Source organism: Flavobacterium sp. LC2016-13 (assembly GCF_009707955.1).
Classification (GTDB): domain Bacteria; phylum Bacteroidota; class Bacteroidia; order Flavobacteriales; family Flavobacteriaceae; genus Flavobacterium.
The window spans coordinates 131,950-150,101 of record NZ_WMDQ01000008.1 but is presented as its reverse complement, the minus strand read 5'-3'; the positions used below and the strand labels follow the sequence as shown (position 1 = coordinate 150,101).

General features: G+C 32.3%; 14 protein-coding genes. 6 read left to right on the top strand and 8 right to left on the bottom strand.

Annotation, left to right across the window (positions count from 1 at the left end):
• Nucleotides 1-2: 2 nt before the first annotated feature.
• The 6 genes from GKZ86_RS16775 to tsaD all read right to left on the bottom strand — a co-directional run bounded on the left by GKZ86_RS16775 (nucleotide 3) and on the right by tsaD (nucleotide 5,302).
• Nucleotides 3-1,094, bottom strand: a complete 1,092-nt coding sequence (locus GKZ86_RS16775; RefSeq protein WP_154784221.1) for an AI-2E family transporter — start codon at nucleotides 1,092-1,094, stop codon at nucleotides 3-5.
• A gap of 110 nt (nucleotides 1,095-1,204) precedes the next feature.
• Complete coding sequence (locus GKZ86_RS16770) at nucleotides 1,205-2,161, bottom strand: zinc metalloprotease (protein WP_154784220.1); 957 nt, start codon at nucleotides 2,159-2,161, stop codon at nucleotides 1,205-1,207.
• Nucleotides 2,162-2,320: 159 nt separating this feature from the next.
• A complete protein-coding gene (locus GKZ86_RS16765; protein WP_194632563.1) occupies nucleotides 2,321-2,815 on the bottom strand; it encodes a TrmH family RNA methyltransferase in 495 nt (164 codons plus the stop codon).
• A gap of 10 nt (nucleotides 2,816-2,825) precedes the next feature.
• Nucleotides 2,826-3,464 carry a DUF4159 domain-containing protein gene (locus GKZ86_RS16760; protein WP_154784219.1) on the bottom strand — a complete coding sequence of 213 codons (639 nt, stop codon included), beginning with the start codon at nucleotides 3,462-3,464 and terminating at the stop codon, nucleotides 2,826-2,828.
• Nucleotides 3,465-3,563: 99 nt separating this feature from the next.
• Nucleotides 3,564-4,277, bottom strand: a complete 714-nt coding sequence (locus GKZ86_RS16755; protein WP_154784218.1) for a 16S rRNA (uracil(1498)-N(3))-methyltransferase — start codon at nucleotides 4,275-4,277, stop codon at nucleotides 3,564-3,566.
• A 2-nt stretch (nucleotides 4,278-4,279) separates the two neighbouring features.
• Nucleotides 4,280-5,302, bottom strand: a complete 1,023-nt coding sequence (gene tsaD / locus GKZ86_RS16750; RefSeq protein ID WP_059115092.1) for a tRNA (adenosine(37)-N6)-threonylcarbamoyltransferase complex transferase subunit TsaD — start codon at nucleotides 5,300-5,302, stop codon at nucleotides 4,280-4,282.
• Nucleotides 5,303-5,531: 229 nt separating this feature from the next.
• Between tsaD and GKZ86_RS16745 the strand changes: the two genes are divergently transcribed.
• From GKZ86_RS16745 to GKZ86_RS16725, 5 genes are all read left to right on the top strand, one after another.
• Nucleotides 5,532-10,001 (top strand): translocation/assembly module TamB domain-containing protein, encoded by a 4,470-nt coding sequence (locus tag GKZ86_RS16745; protein WP_154784364.1) that lies wholly within the window; start codon nucleotides 5,532-5,534, stop codon nucleotides 9,999-10,001.
• A 309-nt stretch (nucleotides 10,002-10,310) separates the two neighbouring features.
• Nucleotides 10,311-11,297, top strand: coding sequence for a 6-phosphofructokinase (pfkA, locus tag GKZ86_RS16740; protein WP_154784217.1), 987 nt, complete (start codon nucleotides 10,311-10,313; stop codon nucleotides 11,295-11,297).
• An 88-nt stretch (nucleotides 11,298-11,385) separates the two neighbouring features.
• A complete protein-coding gene (gene gap, locus GKZ86_RS16735) occupies nucleotides 11,386-12,390 on the top strand; it encodes a type I glyceraldehyde-3-phosphate dehydrogenase (protein ID WP_154784216.1) in 1,005 nt (334 codons plus the stop codon).
• A gap of 131 nt (nucleotides 12,391-12,521) precedes the next feature.
• Nucleotides 12,522-13,373, top strand: a complete 852-nt coding sequence (locus GKZ86_RS16730) for an N-acetylglucosamine kinase (RefSeq protein ID WP_154784215.1) — start codon at nucleotides 12,522-12,524, stop codon at nucleotides 13,371-13,373.
• A 10-nt stretch (nucleotides 13,374-13,383) separates the two neighbouring features.
• Nucleotides 13,384-13,758 carry a methylglyoxal synthase gene (locus tag GKZ86_RS16725; protein ID WP_154784363.1) on the top strand — a complete coding sequence of 125 codons (375 nt, stop codon included), beginning with the start codon at nucleotides 13,384-13,386 and terminating at the stop codon, nucleotides 13,756-13,758.
• Here the strand turns inward: GKZ86_RS16725 and GKZ86_RS16720 are convergent.
• Together GKZ86_RS16720 and GKZ86_RS16715 are read right to left on the bottom strand one after the other, a co-directional pair.
• Nucleotides 13,739-14,119, bottom strand: a complete 381-nt coding sequence (locus tag GKZ86_RS16720) for a RidA family protein (protein WP_154784214.1) — start codon at nucleotides 14,117-14,119, stop codon at nucleotides 13,739-13,741. The genes GKZ86_RS16725 and GKZ86_RS16720 overlap by 20 nt on opposite strands.
• Before the next feature lie 91 nt (nucleotides 14,120-14,210).
• The gene (locus tag GKZ86_RS16715; RefSeq protein WP_194632564.1) at nucleotides 14,211-16,913 is read right to left on the bottom strand and encodes a putative LPS assembly protein LptD; all 2,703 of its coding nucleotides are present in this window, start codon (nucleotides 16,911-16,913) and stop codon (nucleotides 14,211-14,213) included.
• An 82-nt stretch (nucleotides 16,914-16,995) separates the two neighbouring features.
• On the opposite strand from GKZ86_RS16715, the gene GKZ86_RS16710 reads away from it, so the two are divergent.
• Complete coding sequence (locus GKZ86_RS16710; protein ID WP_154784212.1) at nucleotides 16,996-18,117, top strand: N-acetylmuramoyl-L-alanine amidase; 1,122 nt, start codon at nucleotides 16,996-16,998, stop codon at nucleotides 18,115-18,117.
• Nucleotides 18,118-18,152 lie beyond the last annotated feature (35 nt).

Genomic DNA, 18,152 nt, shown 5'->3' with positions numbered 1-18,152 from the left:
TGCTAAATTCTTTCGGTTAATACGGAGACAATTTTATTGTCAGGAAAAAATTCCTTTAAAATTACTTTCACCATCGTAAAAACCGGAATTGCGATAATCATTCCAACAATTCCAAAAGTAATTCCGCTAATTAAAGTAATCAGAAATATTTCTAACGGATGCGAATTTACACTTTTTGATGAAATTATTGGCTGGCTGATATTATTATCAATTGCCTGAACAATTAAGAAACCAATAATTACATAAATAGTTCGGGGTAAAATTTCTGATTGAAAGTCGCTTCCAATCATGCTGATCATCGTTAAAAGTCCGGCTAAAATAGTTCCAATAATTGGTCCTATATAAGGTATAACATTTAGTATAGCGCATAAAAAAGCAATAACGAAAGCATTTTTATTTCCAAAAATCATTAAAACAATCAGGTATAAAATAAATACAACCGTTAATTGAAGCAGCAAACCAACAAAATAGCGCGTTAAAAAGTGATTTATTTTAGTGATTGAGTTTAAAATTTTATCCTCATTGCTATCCGGTAAAATCTTTCTTGCCGTAGCTTTAAAAGAATCCTGATCTTTAATGAAGAAAAAAGTAATAAAAAAAACAGAAACCAATCCCATTCCCATATCAGCCATAAAACCTAATATCGAGTTTATAAAACCGGTAAAATAAGTAAAATCAAGCATTGACGTTATTTTTGAATCTTTCAGCATTTTGTTTAGATCAACATGCTGAATATTAAAATAAGCTTCTATACTTTTTTCTGTTTCCATAAACTGAATTTGCAGTTTATTGGTATCTAATAATGATAAATTGTTTGCTTGTGAAATAATCAACGGCACAAACAAAAAGATAAAACCAACCATCATTAAAATGAAAACAATTATGGTAGTTGTCGCCGCCAATGAATTGCCAAACTTTAATTTATTCTTTAAAAACTGTACCAACGGATTTGCGATTAAACACAATATCAAAGAGATACATAAGTATACAATTACGGTTTGTATTTCGTATAAAAAGTATAAAACAATAGCAATTACCAGGATTGTTACTAAAGCCCTTAATATTCCGTTTGATATAATTTTTGATGTAAGCATGATTTAATTTTAGATTATAAATATAGGAAAAAGCTTTTAAAATTTAGAACTAAACAAAAAAAAGCGAGATATAGACTATCTCGCTTTTAAGTTTATGCAATTATATGTTTTTAGATTCCAAAAGCAGCTCTTGGTCCTCCAGAAAGAAAAATTGCAGCCATTCTGCTTTTTTGCCCATTAGAGAACATGTACATTCCTGCATCATCAGTATAATCCATGTAGTTCATTGTCATTTCTACAGGAGTTCCTGAACAAGTACTGTAATGTGGGTAAGCTGGTACACCGTAATTTGCAGTGTTGTGTGTTGGAGTATCAGATACTAAATCGCTTCCGCAAGTTGCATCTCCCCAAATGTGACGTAAATTCATCCAGTGTCCTACTTCGTGCGTACCTGTTCTTCCTAAGTTGTAAGGTGCAGCTGCAGAACCAGATAAACCAAAATATTTTGAATCAATTACAACTCCGTCAGTAGCAGATGCTCCTCCAGGAAATTGTGCATAACCTAAGATTCCTCCACCAATTGTGCAAGACCATAAGTTAAGTTTTGTTGTTGGAGTAGTTGGTGCAAGACCTCCCTGAGCTACTTTTTTAACAGCATCATTTGTTCCCCAAGATGTTTTTGTAGTCGATTTTCTGATAACCTGATCTAATACAAATGAAATTCCTACATTCGCTTTTACACCAGCGAATAAAGCAGGAACGCTGTTGTAATCAGAGTTCAAAGCATTAAAATCTTTGTTCAAAACATCAATTTGTGTTTGAATTTGGGCATTCGAAATATTCTCTGCAGTTGTTCTGTATAGAACGTTTACTACAACCGGAATTTGAACCTTACCATTTACAAGCTTGTGAGTTAATAAGGCATTACTTGTAAAAGCTTCAATTTGGTTCATTCTGATCGCCAACATTGGATCAGCTTTTAATTGAGCTTCTAAAACATCCTGAGAGGCGCATCCTCTGCGGGCAATTGCATTTACACTTGCATCTGTTGATGCTGAATCTGCTTGGTCATTTTGACATGCAAACAGCACTAACGCTGCAAATGCGGATAAAAGAACTTTTTTCATAATAATAGGGGTTTTTTGTTATAATATTGTTGATTAGTTAAACAATGTAACAATTTTATAACAAAAAGTTTACTTAGCAAAATATTCTAAATAAAAATTTGTCAGAATTTTTGCAATCCCTTACAGCGCCTGATTCCTACAAAAAAATAGTTAAATTAATTACGAAGTAAATTCGTACAAAGCTATACTTGTGGCTTGTACAACATTCATAGAACTGTTCTTTCCAAACATGTTTATGTGTACAATTTGGTTTGAAATTTTTAGAAGTTCATCTGAGATTCCATCAATTTCACTTCCTATGATAAGTGCAATTTTTTGATTGTCAGGAATTACAACTTCTTTTAGAGGTTTACTGTTGTTTGCAATTTCGAGAGAAATAATTTCAAAGTTCTCCTCAATTAAGTAGTCAACGAGATCTTTTGCTTCTTCGATAATTTTGTGAGGTACATGAAGATGTGTACTTCTTGAAGTTTTGTTTATTTTTCGTGGCGTTAACGGAATATCTTTTCCTAAAAAAATGATATTTTGAACACCAAAAGCTTCAGCAATTCTAAAAAGAGAACCAATATTTTGCTGAAAATAAATATGGTCGCATACCAAAGTTATCGGGAACGTTTTTCGCTCAAATTGATTTTCTTCGTGAGTAAGCTGCACTTTTTTAATATTAATTGGTAAAAATATAATTGATAATGTTAGCGCCCATTTTTAAGGCTTTATCTCTTGCGGCTGCTGTATCATTATGTACTTCAGGATCTTCCCAGCCATCGCCCAAATCACATTCGTAAGTGTATAATAAAACCAGTTTATTTTCGATAAAAATTCCAAAAGCCTGAGCACGCGTACCATCGTGTTCGTGAATTTTAGGCAATCCGTTTGGAAAAGGAAACGGTTTTTGAAAAATAGGATGATTCGCCGGAATCTCGACTAAATTATTATTTGGAAATATTTTTTTAATCTCTTTTCGGATATACTGGTCCATTCCATAATTATCGTCGATGTGTAAGAAACCGCCAGCCGTTAAATAATTTCTAAGATTACTAACATCAGCATCGCTAAAAACCACATTTCCGTGGCCTGTCATATGCACAAAAGGATACGAAAGCAAATCAGGATTACTTGGTTCAACCGTTGATGGTTTTGCTTTAATTCGGGTATTAATGTTAGCATTACAAAAACGAATCAGATTTGGCAATGATGTTGGGTTTGCATACCAATCGCCACCGCCACTATATTTTAACAAAGCAATTTCTTGTGAAAATGAAGAAACTGAAAAAAGTAATAATAAGTAAAATATTCGTTTCATATAAGTATAAATTATCTTGTAATTTTTTATTCTAAACGCTTTGTTGTGTCATTTCGACCGAAGGGAGAAATGACACAATTGATTCTTTGAAATGAAAAACTAATTCGTTATTTCATTAAAAAAAACAACACTATGGCAAGCAACAACGGCAGCTGTTTCTGTTCGTAAACGCGTGTTTCCTAATGCAACAGGCTGAAAATTATTTTCTAAAGCCAATGCAATTTCCTTGTCTGAAAAATCACCTTCAGGACCAATTAATAAAGTAACACTTTCATTTGGTTTTAAAACTTCTTTTAATGATTTTTTGTCTGTTTCTTCACAATGTGCGATCAATTGTAAACCATCATTTTTTTGTTTGATGAATTCTTTAAATGAAATGGCATCGTTTAGTTTTGGCAGAAAAGTTTCATTTGATTGTTTCATAGCCGAAAGAATGATTTTTTCAAAACGCTCTTTATTAATGACTTTTCGTTCAGATCGATCACAAATGATTGGAGTAATTTCCTGAATACCAATTTCTGTAGCTTTTTCTAAAAACCATTCAAAACGATCGTTCATTTTGGTTGGTGCCACGGCCAAATGCAAACGGAATTTAGGTTCGTCGGCTTTTTTTATCGAAAGCACTTCAACAATACATTTGTTGTCTGATGCCAGCGTAATTTCAGTTTCAAACAATAATCCTAAACCATTTGTAACGTGTAGAATATCTGAATCTTTTTTTCTTAGGACTTTTATAATGTGACGGCTTTCTTCTTTATCAAAAGAAAAAGTTTCTGTAGTTTCGTTTATATCGGGATTGTAAAATAATTGCATAATTAAAATTGAATTCGCGCTTTCGAAACCACAGCTGAAGTTTCAAAACGACTTGATAAATATTTTTGATATCCTACAATTCCTATCATTGCGGCGTTATCTGTTGTGTATTCAAATTTTGGGACAAAAGTTTTCCAGCCATATTTGCCTTCACTTTCTTTCAATCGGGTTCTGATTCCTGAATTTGCAGAAACTCCGCCGCCAATTGCAATTTGTGTAATTCCGGTTTCTTTTACCGCTAATTTTAATTTGTCCATCAAAATTTCGATAATCGTATATTGAATCGAAGCACAAATATCATTTAGGTTTTCCTCGATGAAATTTGGATTTTCTAATTTTTTCTTCTGAATAAAATATAAAATCGCTGTTTTTAATCCCGAAAAACTAAAATCTAATCCGGGAACTTTTGGCTTCGTAAATGCAAAAGCTTTAGGATTTCCTAATTGTGCATATTTATCGATTAAAGGTCCGCCGGGATAAGGAAGTCCGAGTATTTTGGCACTTTTATCAAAAGCTTCACCAACAGCGTCATCGGTAGTTTCTCCGATAATTTCCATATCAAAAAAGCCATTCACTTTTACGATTTGAGTATGTCCGCCGCTAATCGTTAAAGCTAAAAACGGAAACTCAGGTTTGTCAAATCCTTCTTCATCAATAAAATGCGCTAAAATATGTGCATGCATGTGATTTACAGCAATCAACGGAATTTTTAATGCTAATGATAACGATTTACTAAAAGAACTTCCTACCAATAATGAACCCATTAAACCGGGACCTTGCGTAAATGCAATGGCAGTTAACTGTTCTTTTTGTACATTTGCTTTACGAAGCGCAGCATCAATTACAGGTACAATGTTTTGTTGGTGCGCTCTGGAAGCTAATTCCGGTACAACGCCCCCGTATTGGTTATGAATTAGCTGATTGGCCACAACATTTGAGAGTACTTTATCGTTATGTAAAACTGCAGCAGCAGTATCATCGCAGGAACTTTCGATGGCTAGAATAAAAACCTCTGAATTTTGCATATAAAGGCACGAATTTTGAATTATATTTGACAAATCAAATTTTTAAATTTCTTTGATTGTTAAGCAGACGCCAAAATTAAAGAATTTTTACCAAAAACAGTCGTTCTTTGTCTGTTCAAATAAATTAAAAAGAAAAACTAAAATTAAAGCAGCTATCAAAAAAGTAAAGAAAATAATATCAAGAACCCTAATTGGGTTAATCTTACTTTTGCTGGCATTAGCTATAACATTGTCTTTGCCTATTGTGCAAACCAAAATTGCACAATATATTACCAATTCATTAAACGACGATTTTAAAACTGATATTACGATCGATAAAGTCGCGATTAATATTTTTGGTGGCGTAAAACTTAAAAATGTACTCATTCGCGATCATCATAAAAAAACTTTAATCTATTCTGATATTATTAATACTGATATTTTAAGTATTACAAGATTACTCGATGGCGATTTAATTTTTGGAGATATTCGATTAACAGGTTTAATCTTTAATCTGAAAACCTATAAAGGCGAAGACGAAAATAACATCAATAAATTTATTCGATTATTTGATTCTGATAAACCTTCTAAAACCAACAAACACTTTTTATTAACAGCCAAAAACGCCTATATCTCAAAAGGTACTTTTTCTGTTATTGATGAAAATAAAAAAACACCAAAACTGGTTGATTTTAAAAAGCTTAACGCTTATATCAGCGATTTTAAAATTTACGGCCCGGATGTCAATACAACAATTCACAGATTTTCATTTGAGGATCATAGAGGATTGTATGTTTCTAATCTGGCGGCAAAGTTTAGTTATACCAAAAAGCAGATTAAACTTGAAAATCTGACTATAAAAACCAAAAGATCATCGATTTACGGTAAAGCAATCCTGAATTATAAACCAGGCGATTTTCTGGCTTTTACAGATAAAGTTAAGTTTGATGTTGCGCTTGATTCTGCTTCGATTGCTACCAATGATATTCGTTATTTTTATGACGGATTGGGTAAAAACCAGCATTTTAAACTTAAAACAAAGATAAAAGGAACGCTTAATAATTTAAATTTAAAAAGAATTAGGCTTACAGATACCAACGGTTCCAGAATTGTTGGTAATATTAATTTTCATAATCTCTTAGGAAGCAAAGATCAAAAGTTTGCTATGGAAGGAAAGTTTGACAGGCTTGTTTCCAGTTATGATAATTTAGTGGCTTTATTGCCAAATGTTTTGGGCACAAAACTTCCAAAAGAACTTAAGAGAATTGGTAAATTTAATATTGTTGGAAAAACAAAACTTTCGACAACAGAGTTAGAGGCAAAATTTAAGTTAATTACTGAATTAGGAAATGGTGAGGTCGATTTGCATCTGAATAATATGGATTTTATTGATAAAGCCTCTTATTCGGGAAATATTGTCTTGGATAATTTTAATATCGGAGCATTGCTGCAACGCAAAGATCTTGGAAGAACAACTTTAAATTTAGATGTTGACGGTGTTGGTTTTACAGAGAAATATTTAAATACGATTATAAAAGGTGATATCGAAAAACTAGACTATAATAAGTATACCTATAATAATATTGTAGTAAACGGTAATTTTAAGCTACCTTATTATAAAGGACAAATATCTATAAACGACCCTAATTTAACTTTAACCTTTGACGGATTAGTTGATTTAAGTAAGCGAGAAAGCAAATACGATTTCCACATTAATGTTGAAAATGCAGATTTACGAAAACTGAAATTCGTAAACGATTCAATTTCTCATTTTCAAGGAGATGCTGTTGTAGAACTTACCGGAAATTCTATTGAAAACCTTCAGGGAAATGTTTACATTAAAGATGCTGTTTACCAAAATCCAAAATCGACTTATGCATTTGATGAACTTACAGTCAATTCTAGTTTTGATGCTGATAAACTGCGCACGATAACGGTTAATTCTACAGATATTGTAAATGGTAAAATTGTGGGTAAATTTCAGTTTGCTCAATTAGACAAACTGGTTATGAATTCGATTGGAAGTCTTTATACCAATTATAAACCTTATAAAATTAAAAAAGGACAATTTTTGCGTTTCAATTTTCATGTATATGATAAAGTTGTCGAAATGTTGTATCCGGAAATTAATATCGACTCATCAACTGTAGTTCGTGGAAAAATTGATGCTGATTTAGGCGAGTTTAAATTCCGATTTAAATCTCAAAAAATAACTGCAGCAAAAAATACATTCGATAATATCAGAATTAATGTTGATAATAAAAACCCGCTTTATAATGCTTTTATAGAATTAGATAGTATTAAAACGCCATATTATAAAATTCGCGATTTCAATTTAATTAATGTTACCTCAAAAGATACCTTATATGTTCGTTCAGAATTTAAAGGTGGAGATAAAGGCGAGGATTATTATAATCTGAATTTATTTCATACGATAGACAAAAACAAAAATAACGTCGTTGGTATTAAAAAATCTGAAATGAAATTTAAAGACTATTTATGGTACTTAAACGAAAAAGAAAATTCAGATAATCAAATTGTTTTCGATAAAAGCTTTAAGAATTTTAATATCAATAATATTGTGCTTTCGCACGAAGATCAAAAAATTGATTTAAACGGAGTTTTAAAAGGAAGCGATTATAAAGATATAGTGCTGAATTTTGAAGATGTTGATATTAATAAAATTACGCCATTCAATTCAAAATTTGTATTTAATGGTAATTTGAACGGTAACGTGAATTTCAAACAGAATAAAGATGTTTATCAACCCACGGCATCCATTGTTATCGATCATCTTAATTTGAATAAAATAGATTTAGGGACTTTAAACTTTGATATTTCGGGGGATCAGAGTCTGAAAAAGTTTACTATAAATTCTTCCATTCAAAATGGTTTTACGGAATCCTTTAGTGCTAACGGGAATTTTGCAATCGAAAATAAAGAAACGATTCTGGATTTACGATTAAAATTAGATGGCTTTAATATGGCAACTTTAGGAACTGTTGGTGGAGATGTTTTGTCTAATATTAGAGGAAGTGTTTCCGGAAATGCAGCCGTTGTGGGGAATATTAAAAAACCTGAAATTAACGGACGACTTTATGTTGAAAAAGCCGGAATGACAATTCCGTACCTGAATGTCGATTATGCATTAAGCGATCGAACGGTTATTGATCTTACCGATGAGAAGTTTTTGTTTAGAAATAATCAGTTAACAGATACTAAATACGGTACAAAAGGATTGTTGAACGGTAGTATCGAACATCATAATTTTGGGGATTGGAAACTCGATTTAAACATTACTTCGAAACGATTATTGGCACTTGATACAAAAGATAGTGATGATGCAGCGTATTTTGGTACCGCATTTATTAATGGTACGGCAAGTATTAAAGGGCCAACACAAAGTTTATTTATAAAAGTAGATGCTAAATCTGAGAAAGGTACTGAAGTTAAGATACCTATAAATAATGTTCAAAGTGTAGGAGAGAGCAGCTGGATACATTTTGTAACGCCAAAAGAGAAATATAACCAGGCAAATGGTATTGTAGAAAAAACCAGAAATTATAACGGTCTTGAATTAGAATTTGATTTTGATATTACACCAGACGCCGAAGTCGAAGTAATTCTGGATCGAAATTCAGGTCACGGTATGAAAGGAAAAGGTTACGGATCATTATTATTTAAAATTAATACACTCGGTAAATTTAATATGTGGGGAGATTTCCAGGCATACGAAGGAACCTATAATTTTAAATATGGAGGTTTAATTGATAAAAAATTCGCAGTTAAAAAAGGTGGATCGATAATTTGGGAAGGAAACCCGATGAAAGCCCAGCTGAATCTGGAAGCAGTTTACAGAACATCGGCGAATCCGGCTGTATTATTAAATAACTCATCGTTCAATAAAAAAGTACCGGTTGAAGTTGTGATTGGTTTAAGAGGAGATTTAACAAGTCCTGAGCCTAATTTTGATATTCAGTTTCCATCCGTAAGTAATGTTTTAAAATCAGAGATACAATATAAGTTAGACGATAAAGATGTTCGCCAGACGCAAGCGTTGTATTTACTGTCAACAGGATCGTTTATGAGTCCGGACGGTTTTAACCAAAGTGATTTATCAGGAACGTTTGCCGAGACTGCAGCAAGTTTATTAGGCGGAATTATTAAATCTGATAATGATAAGTTTAATATCGATTTGAATTTTATCTCTGCCGATAAAAGAATTGGTCAGGAAGCCGATGGACAATTTGTAGCTAATATTTCGTCGCAGATTAATGAAAAAATATCCATAAACGGAAAATTAGGAGTTCCGGTAGGAGGCGTTAATGAATCTGCCATTGTTGGAGATATTGAAATTCTTTACAGAGTTAACGAAGATGGTTCTATGAATCTGCGTTTGTTTAATAAAGAAAATGATATTAATTATGTTGGACAGGGAATTGGCTACACACAAGGAGTTGGTATTTCGTATGAAGTCGATTTTGATACTTTTACGGAATTAGTCAATAAGATTTTTAAAAATCATAAATTAGAAAGAACCCTGAAAAGTTCTCCAGATGATTTACCGGATTCATATTTACCGGACGATATTACTTTCTCTAATAAAAAACAGGCTGAAAAAGATAAGAAGGCAGCTGAGAAAAAACAAGAAGAAAAAGAAAAGGAAAAGCCTCAGCCAACAAATAATCAGGGTTACATTCCTGATGACAATGATTTCTAAAGTCAATTTGTTGATAAAACGTTAAGTTTATTAAAACCATTTTTATAATGGTTTTTTTATGCTAAATTTATAGATTGATAAGTTTTTGAAAATGAGAGCTTATCAAGATTTTTATAACACTTCATTAATGTATTGTTAATTTTAAGGATTTAATTAAAATATGTGCCTTTTATTATTTTAAATGAATTTTTTTATATCAAAAAACTTATTAACGAAAACGTTTGCATTTAACAGATTTGATTAAATTATTATAATCATAACCCGAAAAGTGCTGAATGTTTGCTAATTTTACACTTTAATACTTAAATAATGCCAAAAACAATAAAAAAAGTTGGTGTTCTAACTTCAGGAGGAGACTCACCAGGAATGAACGCCGCAATACGATCAGTTGTTCGAACATGTGCTTATCATAATATAGAATGCATAGGAATTTATAGAGGGTATCAAGGAATGATCGAAGGAGATTTCAAAGAAATGGGCCCTCGAAGCGTAAATAACATTGTAAACAAAGGAGGAACGATCTTAAAATCGGCTCGTTCTGTTGAGTTTAGAACGCCGGAAGGTAGAAAAAAAGCGCACGAAAACCTTTTAAAAGCCGGAGTTGATGCTTTGGTTGTTATTGGTGGAGACGGAAGTTTTACCGGAGGTTTGATTTTTAATTCAGAATATGATTTTCCTGTAATGGGAATTCCGGGTACAATTGATAATGATATTTTTGGTACAAGTCATACTTTAGGATATGATACAGCCTTAAATACTGTTGTAGATTGTATTGATAAAATTAGAGATACTGCAAGTTCACACAACCGTCTGTTTTTTGTGGAGGTTATGGGTAGAGATGCAGGACATATTGCTCTTAACGCCGGTATTGGTGCAGGAGCAGAAGAAATCCTTATTCCTGAAGAAGATTTAGGTTTAGACAGATTGCTAGACTCACTACAAAAAAGTAAAGCTTCAGGAAAATCATCAAGTATAGTTGTTATTGCTGAGGGAGATAAAATTGGTAAAAACGTTTTCGAATTAAAAGATTATGTTGAAGCTAATTTACCTGAGTACGACGTAAGAGTTTCTGTTTTAGGACATATGCAGCGCGGTGGTTCTCCATCTTGTTTTGATCGTGTGTTAGCAAGCCGTTTAGGTGTAAAAGCAGTAGAATCTTTAATAGAAGGTAAATCAAACTATATGGTTGGTTTGCGTGAAGATAAAGTAGCTTTAACTCCATTAGAACAAGCAATTAAAGGGAAATCTGAAATTGATAGAGAATTATTGAGAGTGTCTGATATAATGTCAACATAAAAATAAAAGTTTAAAATAGAAGAAGTTTATTGTGAGGAAATTAGACTTTAAATTAGTGTAATAAAAACAAAAGCAAAAATTAAGTAAAATGTCAAAAGTAAAATTAGGAATAAACGGATTTGGACGTATTGGAAGAATCGTTTTCAGAGAATCATTCAATAGAGATAATGTAGAAGTAGTAGCAATCAACGATTTATTAGATGTAGATCATTTAGCTTACTTATTAAAATATGATTCAGTTCACGGTCGTTTCAACGGAACTGTTGAAGTAAAAGAAGGAAAACTTTATGTAAACGGAAGAAATATCCGTATCACTGCAGAAAGAAATCCTGCTGATTTAAAATGGAACGAAGTAGATGTTGATGTAGTTGCTGAATGTACTGGTATTTTCACAACTATCGAAACTGCAAATGAGCACATTAAAGGTGGTGCTAAAAAAGTAATTATTTCTGCTCCATCTGCAGATGCTCCAATGTTTGTAATGGGTGTAAACCACGAAACTGCAAAAGCTTCAGATTTAGTTGTTTCTAATGCTTCTTGTACTACAAACTGTTTAGCTCCTTTAGCTAAAGTTATTCACGATAACTTTGGAATTGAAGAAGCTTTAATGACAACTGTTCACGCAACAACTTCAACTCAAATGACAGCTGACGGTCCTTCTAGAAAAGACTGGAGAGGTGGACGTGCTGCTTCAATCAACATCATTCCTTCATCGACTGGTGCTGCAAAAGCGGTTGGAAAAGTAATTCCTTCTTTAAATGGAAAATTAACTGGAATGTCTTTCCGTGTTCCTACTGCTGACGTTTCTGTAGTAGATTTAACTGTAAAAGTTGCTAAAGAAACTACTTACGAAGAAATTTTAGCTGTATTGAAAACTGCATCTGAAACTACAATGAAAGGTATCTTAGGTTATACTGAAGATGCTGTTGTTTCTCAAGATTTTATTTCTGATAAAAGAACTTCAATCGTTGATGCAACTGCAGGAATTGGTTTAAATTCAACTTTCTTCAAATTCGTATCTTGGTACGATAATGAGTATGGATACTCTAGTAAATTAATTGATTTATCTGTGCACATCGCAGGTTTAAAATAATAATATATAAATTTGGCAAATCCCGTTATCTAAAAGTAACGGGATTTTCTTATTTTGTTTCGACTTTAATTAATGTAAAAAACACACTTTTAAATTAATATGAGAAAAAACTAATCCAAAAACTAAAGAAAATGAAATTAATAGTTGATAGTGGGTCTACTAAAGCAGATTGGATTGCGATCGATGATAACGGAAAAGTATTATTCACCACACAAACCCTGGGATTAAACCCTGAAATTCTTGACGGTCCTGAAATTGTTTCAAGATTAAACGATCGTTTTGATATTCTACAAAATAAAAAAAATGCTACTCATTTGTTCTTTTACGGAGCAGGTTGTGGGACAGAGAGAATGCAAACTGCACTTTCTCAAATATTTCAGGAATATTTTAACAATGCTATTGTTGAAGTTCATGAAGATACCTATGCTGCGGTTTATGCAACAACTCCAAAAGGAGAAGAAGCAATCGTAAGTATTTTAGGAACAGGTTCTAACTGTAGTTATTTTGATGGAAAACTATTGCATCAAAAAGTACAGTCATTAGGCTATATTGCTATGGATGATTGCAGTGGAAATGTTTTTGGAAAAGAATTAATCAGAAAGTATTATTTCAATAAAATGCCTAAAGAACTGGCAGTTGAATTTGAAAAAGAATATAATTTAGATGCTGATTTTATCAAAAACAAATTATATAAAGAACCAAATCCAAATGCTTATTTAGCGACATTTGCTAAATTCTTAATCAAACATAAAGATTCAGAATTTTGTAGAAAAATCATTTTCAAAGGAATGAAATCGTTCGTTAAAAACTATATCAAACAATTCGATAATTGTAAAGAAGTTCCGGTACACTTTGTTGGTTCTATTGCTTTTTATTTAAAAGATGAATTAAAAGAAACTTTTGATAAATACGAGCTTCAATTAGGTAATGTGTTAAGAAGACCAATCGACGGATTAATTGCGTACCATGTTGCTAATCAATAGTTCTGGTTTTATGGAGATTGCTATTATTGCGCATGATGGTAAAAAAGCAGATTTAATTGATTTTTTGATTAAAAATACTGAAGTTTTACATCATGAAAAAATAAGCCTTATTGGTACAGGAACAACTGGAGGAAAAGCTGAAGCAGCGGGTTTTAAAACCCTAAGAATGCTTTCCGGACCTTTAGGCGGAGATGCGCAAATTGCTGGCAGAGTGGCAGAAGGAATTACAAAAATGGTCATCTTTTTTAAAGATCCATTATCAAGTCATCCTCACGAAGCTGATATCAATATGTTGATTCGGGTTTGCGATGTGCATAATGTGCCGCTGGCAACAAACGAAGCAACGGCACAATTATTATTAGATGCTATTGCACAGCAATTATAGATATTTCAACATTTACATTTTTTGGCAAACATGCCACTTGAACCGTTTCACGAGCTGGAGCGGTTTTTTCGTTAAAATAAGATCCGTAAACCGTATTTATTGCACCAAAATTATTCATATCCATAATGAATATAGTTGCTTTAACGACATTTTCAAAAGTCATATCGGCTGCTTCTAAAATAGCAGCAATATTTTGCATTACCTGATGCGTTTCGTCATTGATATTTTCTGTAACAAGTTCTCCGGATGCCGGATTTATTGCAATCTGTCCAGAAGCATAAAGTGTATTTCCTGATAATACCGCCTGATTATAAGGCCCGATTGGAGCTGGTGCTTTTTCTGTAAAAATTATTTTTTTCATAGTAATAGATTGTTAAATGCAAAAATAGACTTATTCAATCATTAAGAATTTAATGATCAAAAAGATTTGTATAGCTAAAAATACGATTTTATTATCGATTAGAAGTGCTTCGTTTGTTCCATTTAATGTCACTAAGAACACCTGATTTAATTCCGATAAAGAAATTCCAGTTAGAATTAACACCAAGTGGACTCCAGTTAAATGCCATTCTCCAGCTTAATAAATCTCTTTCGAAACGGAACTGGGTAAAAGTAACCCCTTTTTGTACAAAATCATAACCTGTAGAAACTCCGCCTTTCCATTTTGGAGTTATATCCATATTGGCAGAAATCATGATTGAGTTTCCGCTAATTTTACTTTCCCGATTTACATTAGTATACGTCAACGAATACGCCAATGTCATATCCCAAGGTATTTTTGAATTAAAGAATTCAGTAATAACATCATCCTTATCATCTTTGTCATTCGCGAACTGACTGTTTCGTGGATCATTTAAATCGGTATTGGTACCAAATAAATCATCTTTACGTCCACCATTCCGTTCACTTTGTTTATTCTCCTCTTTTCCGCCTTTGTCTTTATTAGAAAAAGAGTAGTTTAAAGTTAAATTGGCACTTGTCATTCTAAACAAACTTCCGCCATTATCAATATTATAAGTATTCAGTCTTTTTCCTGAATTGTCAATTGCATAAGGATCTAAAGTAGCTCCAAAATTGACATTCATTTTATTGTCAAAAAATTGAGTTCCACCGCTTACAAGTACAGGTTGCCAGGCTAAAGTTTCTTTTCCGTTAGCATTAAAATTATAACTCGTACTGAAGTTTAAATTGTTCAGCAGCATTATTTTTTTAGGTTCTGTTTTTGTACTGTCGCTGTCTCTTACTTTAGCTTCAAAAGTGTTGCTTAAAGCAAATGCAACAATATTAGAATTGTCTTTACTCGGAGCACCGTAAACACCACCTTCAAATCGCGTGTATTCAGTTGTTATTGTTCCCGAAGCATCAACAGCATAAGTATTGTAGTATTTTTCAAAACTTGGCGTGTATGCGTACGTAACTGTAGGTCGCATAACGTGACGAATCGATTGAATTTTTTTATCATCTCCAAAATTAAAAGTACCATAAATAGTAGTTCCTAAATTTGTGCTGAAATTATATGTTCTAAAAGCATCAAAACCATTTATAGTTGAAGTTTCTACTTTGCTTAAATCGGTATTATATTCTTTTTGAATTGTTTTGGTTACCCATGTTTCCTGGTAATTAGTAGAAGCTCCTGCACTAAAATATTTAAATATTTTAAAGTTGGTACTAATTGGAATAGAGTGTTGCATTCCTATTTGTGCATCTCTAAACATTTGAGGTTTAAAGAATAATGAGTCGGTAGTTACAATGTTGTTTTTACCGCTTAAATTATATTGTAAGTTGATGTTTTTGATGAAACCTTTTTTTACGCCATCCTTGCCAACAAACGGATAAACACGATCTATACTTGCCTGCAATGTAGGCAAAGTCATGTTGATTTGTTCTGTTTGGGTATTTTGCGAATGCGTTGCTGTCAACGATATTCTCGCTTGCGGAATCGTATTGAATGTTTTATTATATGAAATAGAAGAACTTAAAGTATTGTTCAAATTAGATCCAACATTGGCCTGATTGATAGACTGCTTAAAATATTTACTACTACCCATATTCACAGAAGCAGAAAATGTTGAATTTGGATTCGATTTAGTGTCTTTAGAGTGCGACCACTGAATGTTGTAGATATTCTGTTTAGAGTAATCAGGATAACCTCTTTCGCTGTTTATTAAATTCTCAAAACGAACATTAATATTACCTCTGTATTTATATCTTGTAGCATAAGCAGATTCAAATCGCATGGCATAACTACCATTTGTATAATAATCAGCTAAAACCGTCAGGTCGTAATTATCCGTTAAGGCAAAATAATACCCTAAGTTTTGCAATGAAAATCCACGGGTATTAGAGTCATTATAACTTGGTATAATAATTCCCGAAACACTTTTTTCCTTAGTCATGGGGAAAAAAGCAAAAGGTAATGCCAGAGGAGTAGGTACATCAGCGATTACCATTTGGGTAACACCAACAACTACTTTTTTGTTCGGTACAAATTTTACCTTGTTCGTTCGGAAATAGTATTCAGGATTATCAATATCTTTTGCAGTGGTAAAACGAGCACCTTTTAAAAAGTAAACAGAATCGTTTTCTTTTTTGGTTACCGCTGCTTTGATCTTAAATTCGCCTTGTTCAGTTCTTGAATTAAAAATTAAAGCCTTTTTTGTCTTAAAGTTAAAACGGATAGAGTCGGGCTGAACTTCGCTTGATCCTTGTTTAAAGTTAGGATATTGCGTCAAAACTCCCGCAGAATCTTTTATTCTACCGGCATAGACTTCATCTTTATCGTAATCAAGTACAATAATACCTGACTTTAACTCAACATCTTTATAGTATAATTCAGCTTCATTATAAAGCGTGATGGTTTTCTTTTTCTGATCTATTTTGGCATAATCCTTCGCGATATATTTTACTTTTCCGTCAAGAAAAGTCTTTTTTGGCCTGACAGTATCCAATTTTATAGTATCATTTGTACTTTTTGTTGGTTTATCTGTTTGTTTTACAGCTGGTAAGGGCTTGTTTTTGTTTTTTATCTCTTGCGAATATAATTTACCACATCCTAGTGTTAGGAAAAATGATATTAAAACGATATTAAATAAGTTTGTATGCAAAGGTTTAAATGCTATTTTTGTAAAAGTATGGCTTGTTTTTTGACATGTCAAACTTACATATAATTTTTTGGCAAAAATAATCAATTATAAAAATTATAGCAGTTGCATTTTATTAAAATTAACTTTTAGATTTATGAATATAATTAACAAAACTAGACTAATCTTTAGTTTTTTTCTAACAATAACTACTTTTTGTGCTTACAGTCAATCAAATGTCTTTAAAGTAACTCTCGACGCCGGACATGGCGATCATGACTTTGGTGCGGTTTATAGTGGAAGAATAGAAAAAAATATTGCCTTGGCAATTGTGTTAAAAGTTGGAAAAATATTAGAAGCTAGTCCTAATATAGATGTTATTTATACTCGTAAAACAGATGTTTTCATAGATCTTGTCGAAAGAGCTAACATTGCGAACAGGGCAAATTCGAATATTTTTGTCTCCATACACTGTAATGCAAATAAAAATACGGCTGCAGACGGAACTGAAACCTATGTTATGGGTTTAAGTAAAGTAGCATCGAATCTTGAAGCCGCTAAAAAAGAGAACTCGGTTATTACTTTAGAAAAAGATTATAAACGTAAATATGAAGGTTACGACCCAAATTCTCCAGAATCATTGGTAGGAATGACTTTGATGCAGGAAGAATATATGGACAACAGTATATCACTTGCGGATAAAATCGAAGCTAATTTTGACAAGCTTGGAAAAAAACTTCGTCAGGGTGGCGTTAAACAAGCACCATTTATGGTACTTCATAAAGCATTTATGCCAAGAGTTTTAGTAGAAACAGGTTTCGTTTCAAACCCAACAGAAGGAAATATTTTAAATTCTGAAAAAGGGCAGGACGATATTGCCAAAGCCATTGCCGAAGCAATCATAAGTTATAAAAGAGAGTATTTTGGTAATGGAAATATAGAGGTAGATACAAGACCGGTAAAAGATACTTCGACTGCAAAACCTAAAGTTACAGAAACACCTACAATAATAAAAAATGCTCCAAAAGGTACCTTCTTTAAAGTGCAGCTTATTGCAAGTATTAAAAAAACAACATTAGAACCTAAAAACTTCAAAGGCCTTAAAAATGTAACAATGTTATTTGAAAATAATATATATAAATATTTTTATCAGGAAACTTCGGATTATGATGATGCAAAAAAATATTTGCAAGAAGCTAAAAATAAAGGATATGGAGCTGCTTTCCTGATAGCTTATAAAGACGGAGAAAAAATCAATATTCAGGACGCAATTAAATAAAAGTAACAAGTTCGAATATTTATATTAATTTTGTA

What these genes read in the sequence shown, in the direction of transcription:
- GKZ86_RS16775 (WP_154784221.1), bottom strand. Translation starts at nt 1,094, where the DNA reads ATGCTTACATCAAAAATTATATCAAACGGAATATTAAGGGCTTTAGTA.
- GKZ86_RS16770 (WP_154784220.1), bottom strand. Translation starts at nt 2,161, where the DNA reads ATGAAAAAAGTTCTTTTATCCGCATTTGCAGCGTTAGTGCTGTTTGCA.
- GKZ86_RS16760 (WP_154784219.1), bottom strand. Translation starts at nt 3,464, where the DNA reads ATGAAACGAATATTTTACTTATTATTACTTTTTTCAGTTTCTTCATTT.
- GKZ86_RS16755 (WP_154784218.1), bottom strand. Translation starts at nt 4,277, where the DNA reads ATGCAATTATTTTACAATCCCGATATAAACGAAACTACAGAAACTTTT.
- tsaD (WP_059115092.1), bottom strand. Translation starts at nt 5,302, where the DNA reads ATGCAAAATTCAGAGGTTTTTATTCTAGCCATCGAAAGTTCCTGCGAT.
- pfkA (WP_154784217.1), top strand. Translation starts at nt 10,311, where the DNA reads ATGCCAAAAACAATAAAAAAAGTTGGTGTTCTAACTTCAGGAGGAGAC.
- gap (WP_154784216.1), top strand. Translation starts at nt 11,386, where the DNA reads ATGTCAAAAGTAAAATTAGGAATAAACGGATTTGGACGTATTGGAAGA.
- GKZ86_RS16730 (WP_154784215.1), top strand. Translation starts at nt 12,522, where the DNA reads ATGAAATTAATAGTTGATAGTGGGTCTACTAAAGCAGATTGGATTGCG.
- GKZ86_RS16725 (WP_154784363.1), top strand. Translation starts at nt 13,384, where the DNA reads ATGGAGATTGCTATTATTGCGCATGATGGTAAAAAAGCAGATTTAATT.
- GKZ86_RS16720 (WP_154784214.1), bottom strand. Translation starts at nt 14,119, where the DNA reads ATGAAAAAAATAATTTTTACAGAAAAAGCACCAGCTCCAATCGGGCCT.
- GKZ86_RS16710 (WP_154784212.1), top strand. Translation starts at nt 16,996, where the DNA reads ATGAATATAATTAACAAAACTAGACTAATCTTTAGTTTTTTTCTAACA.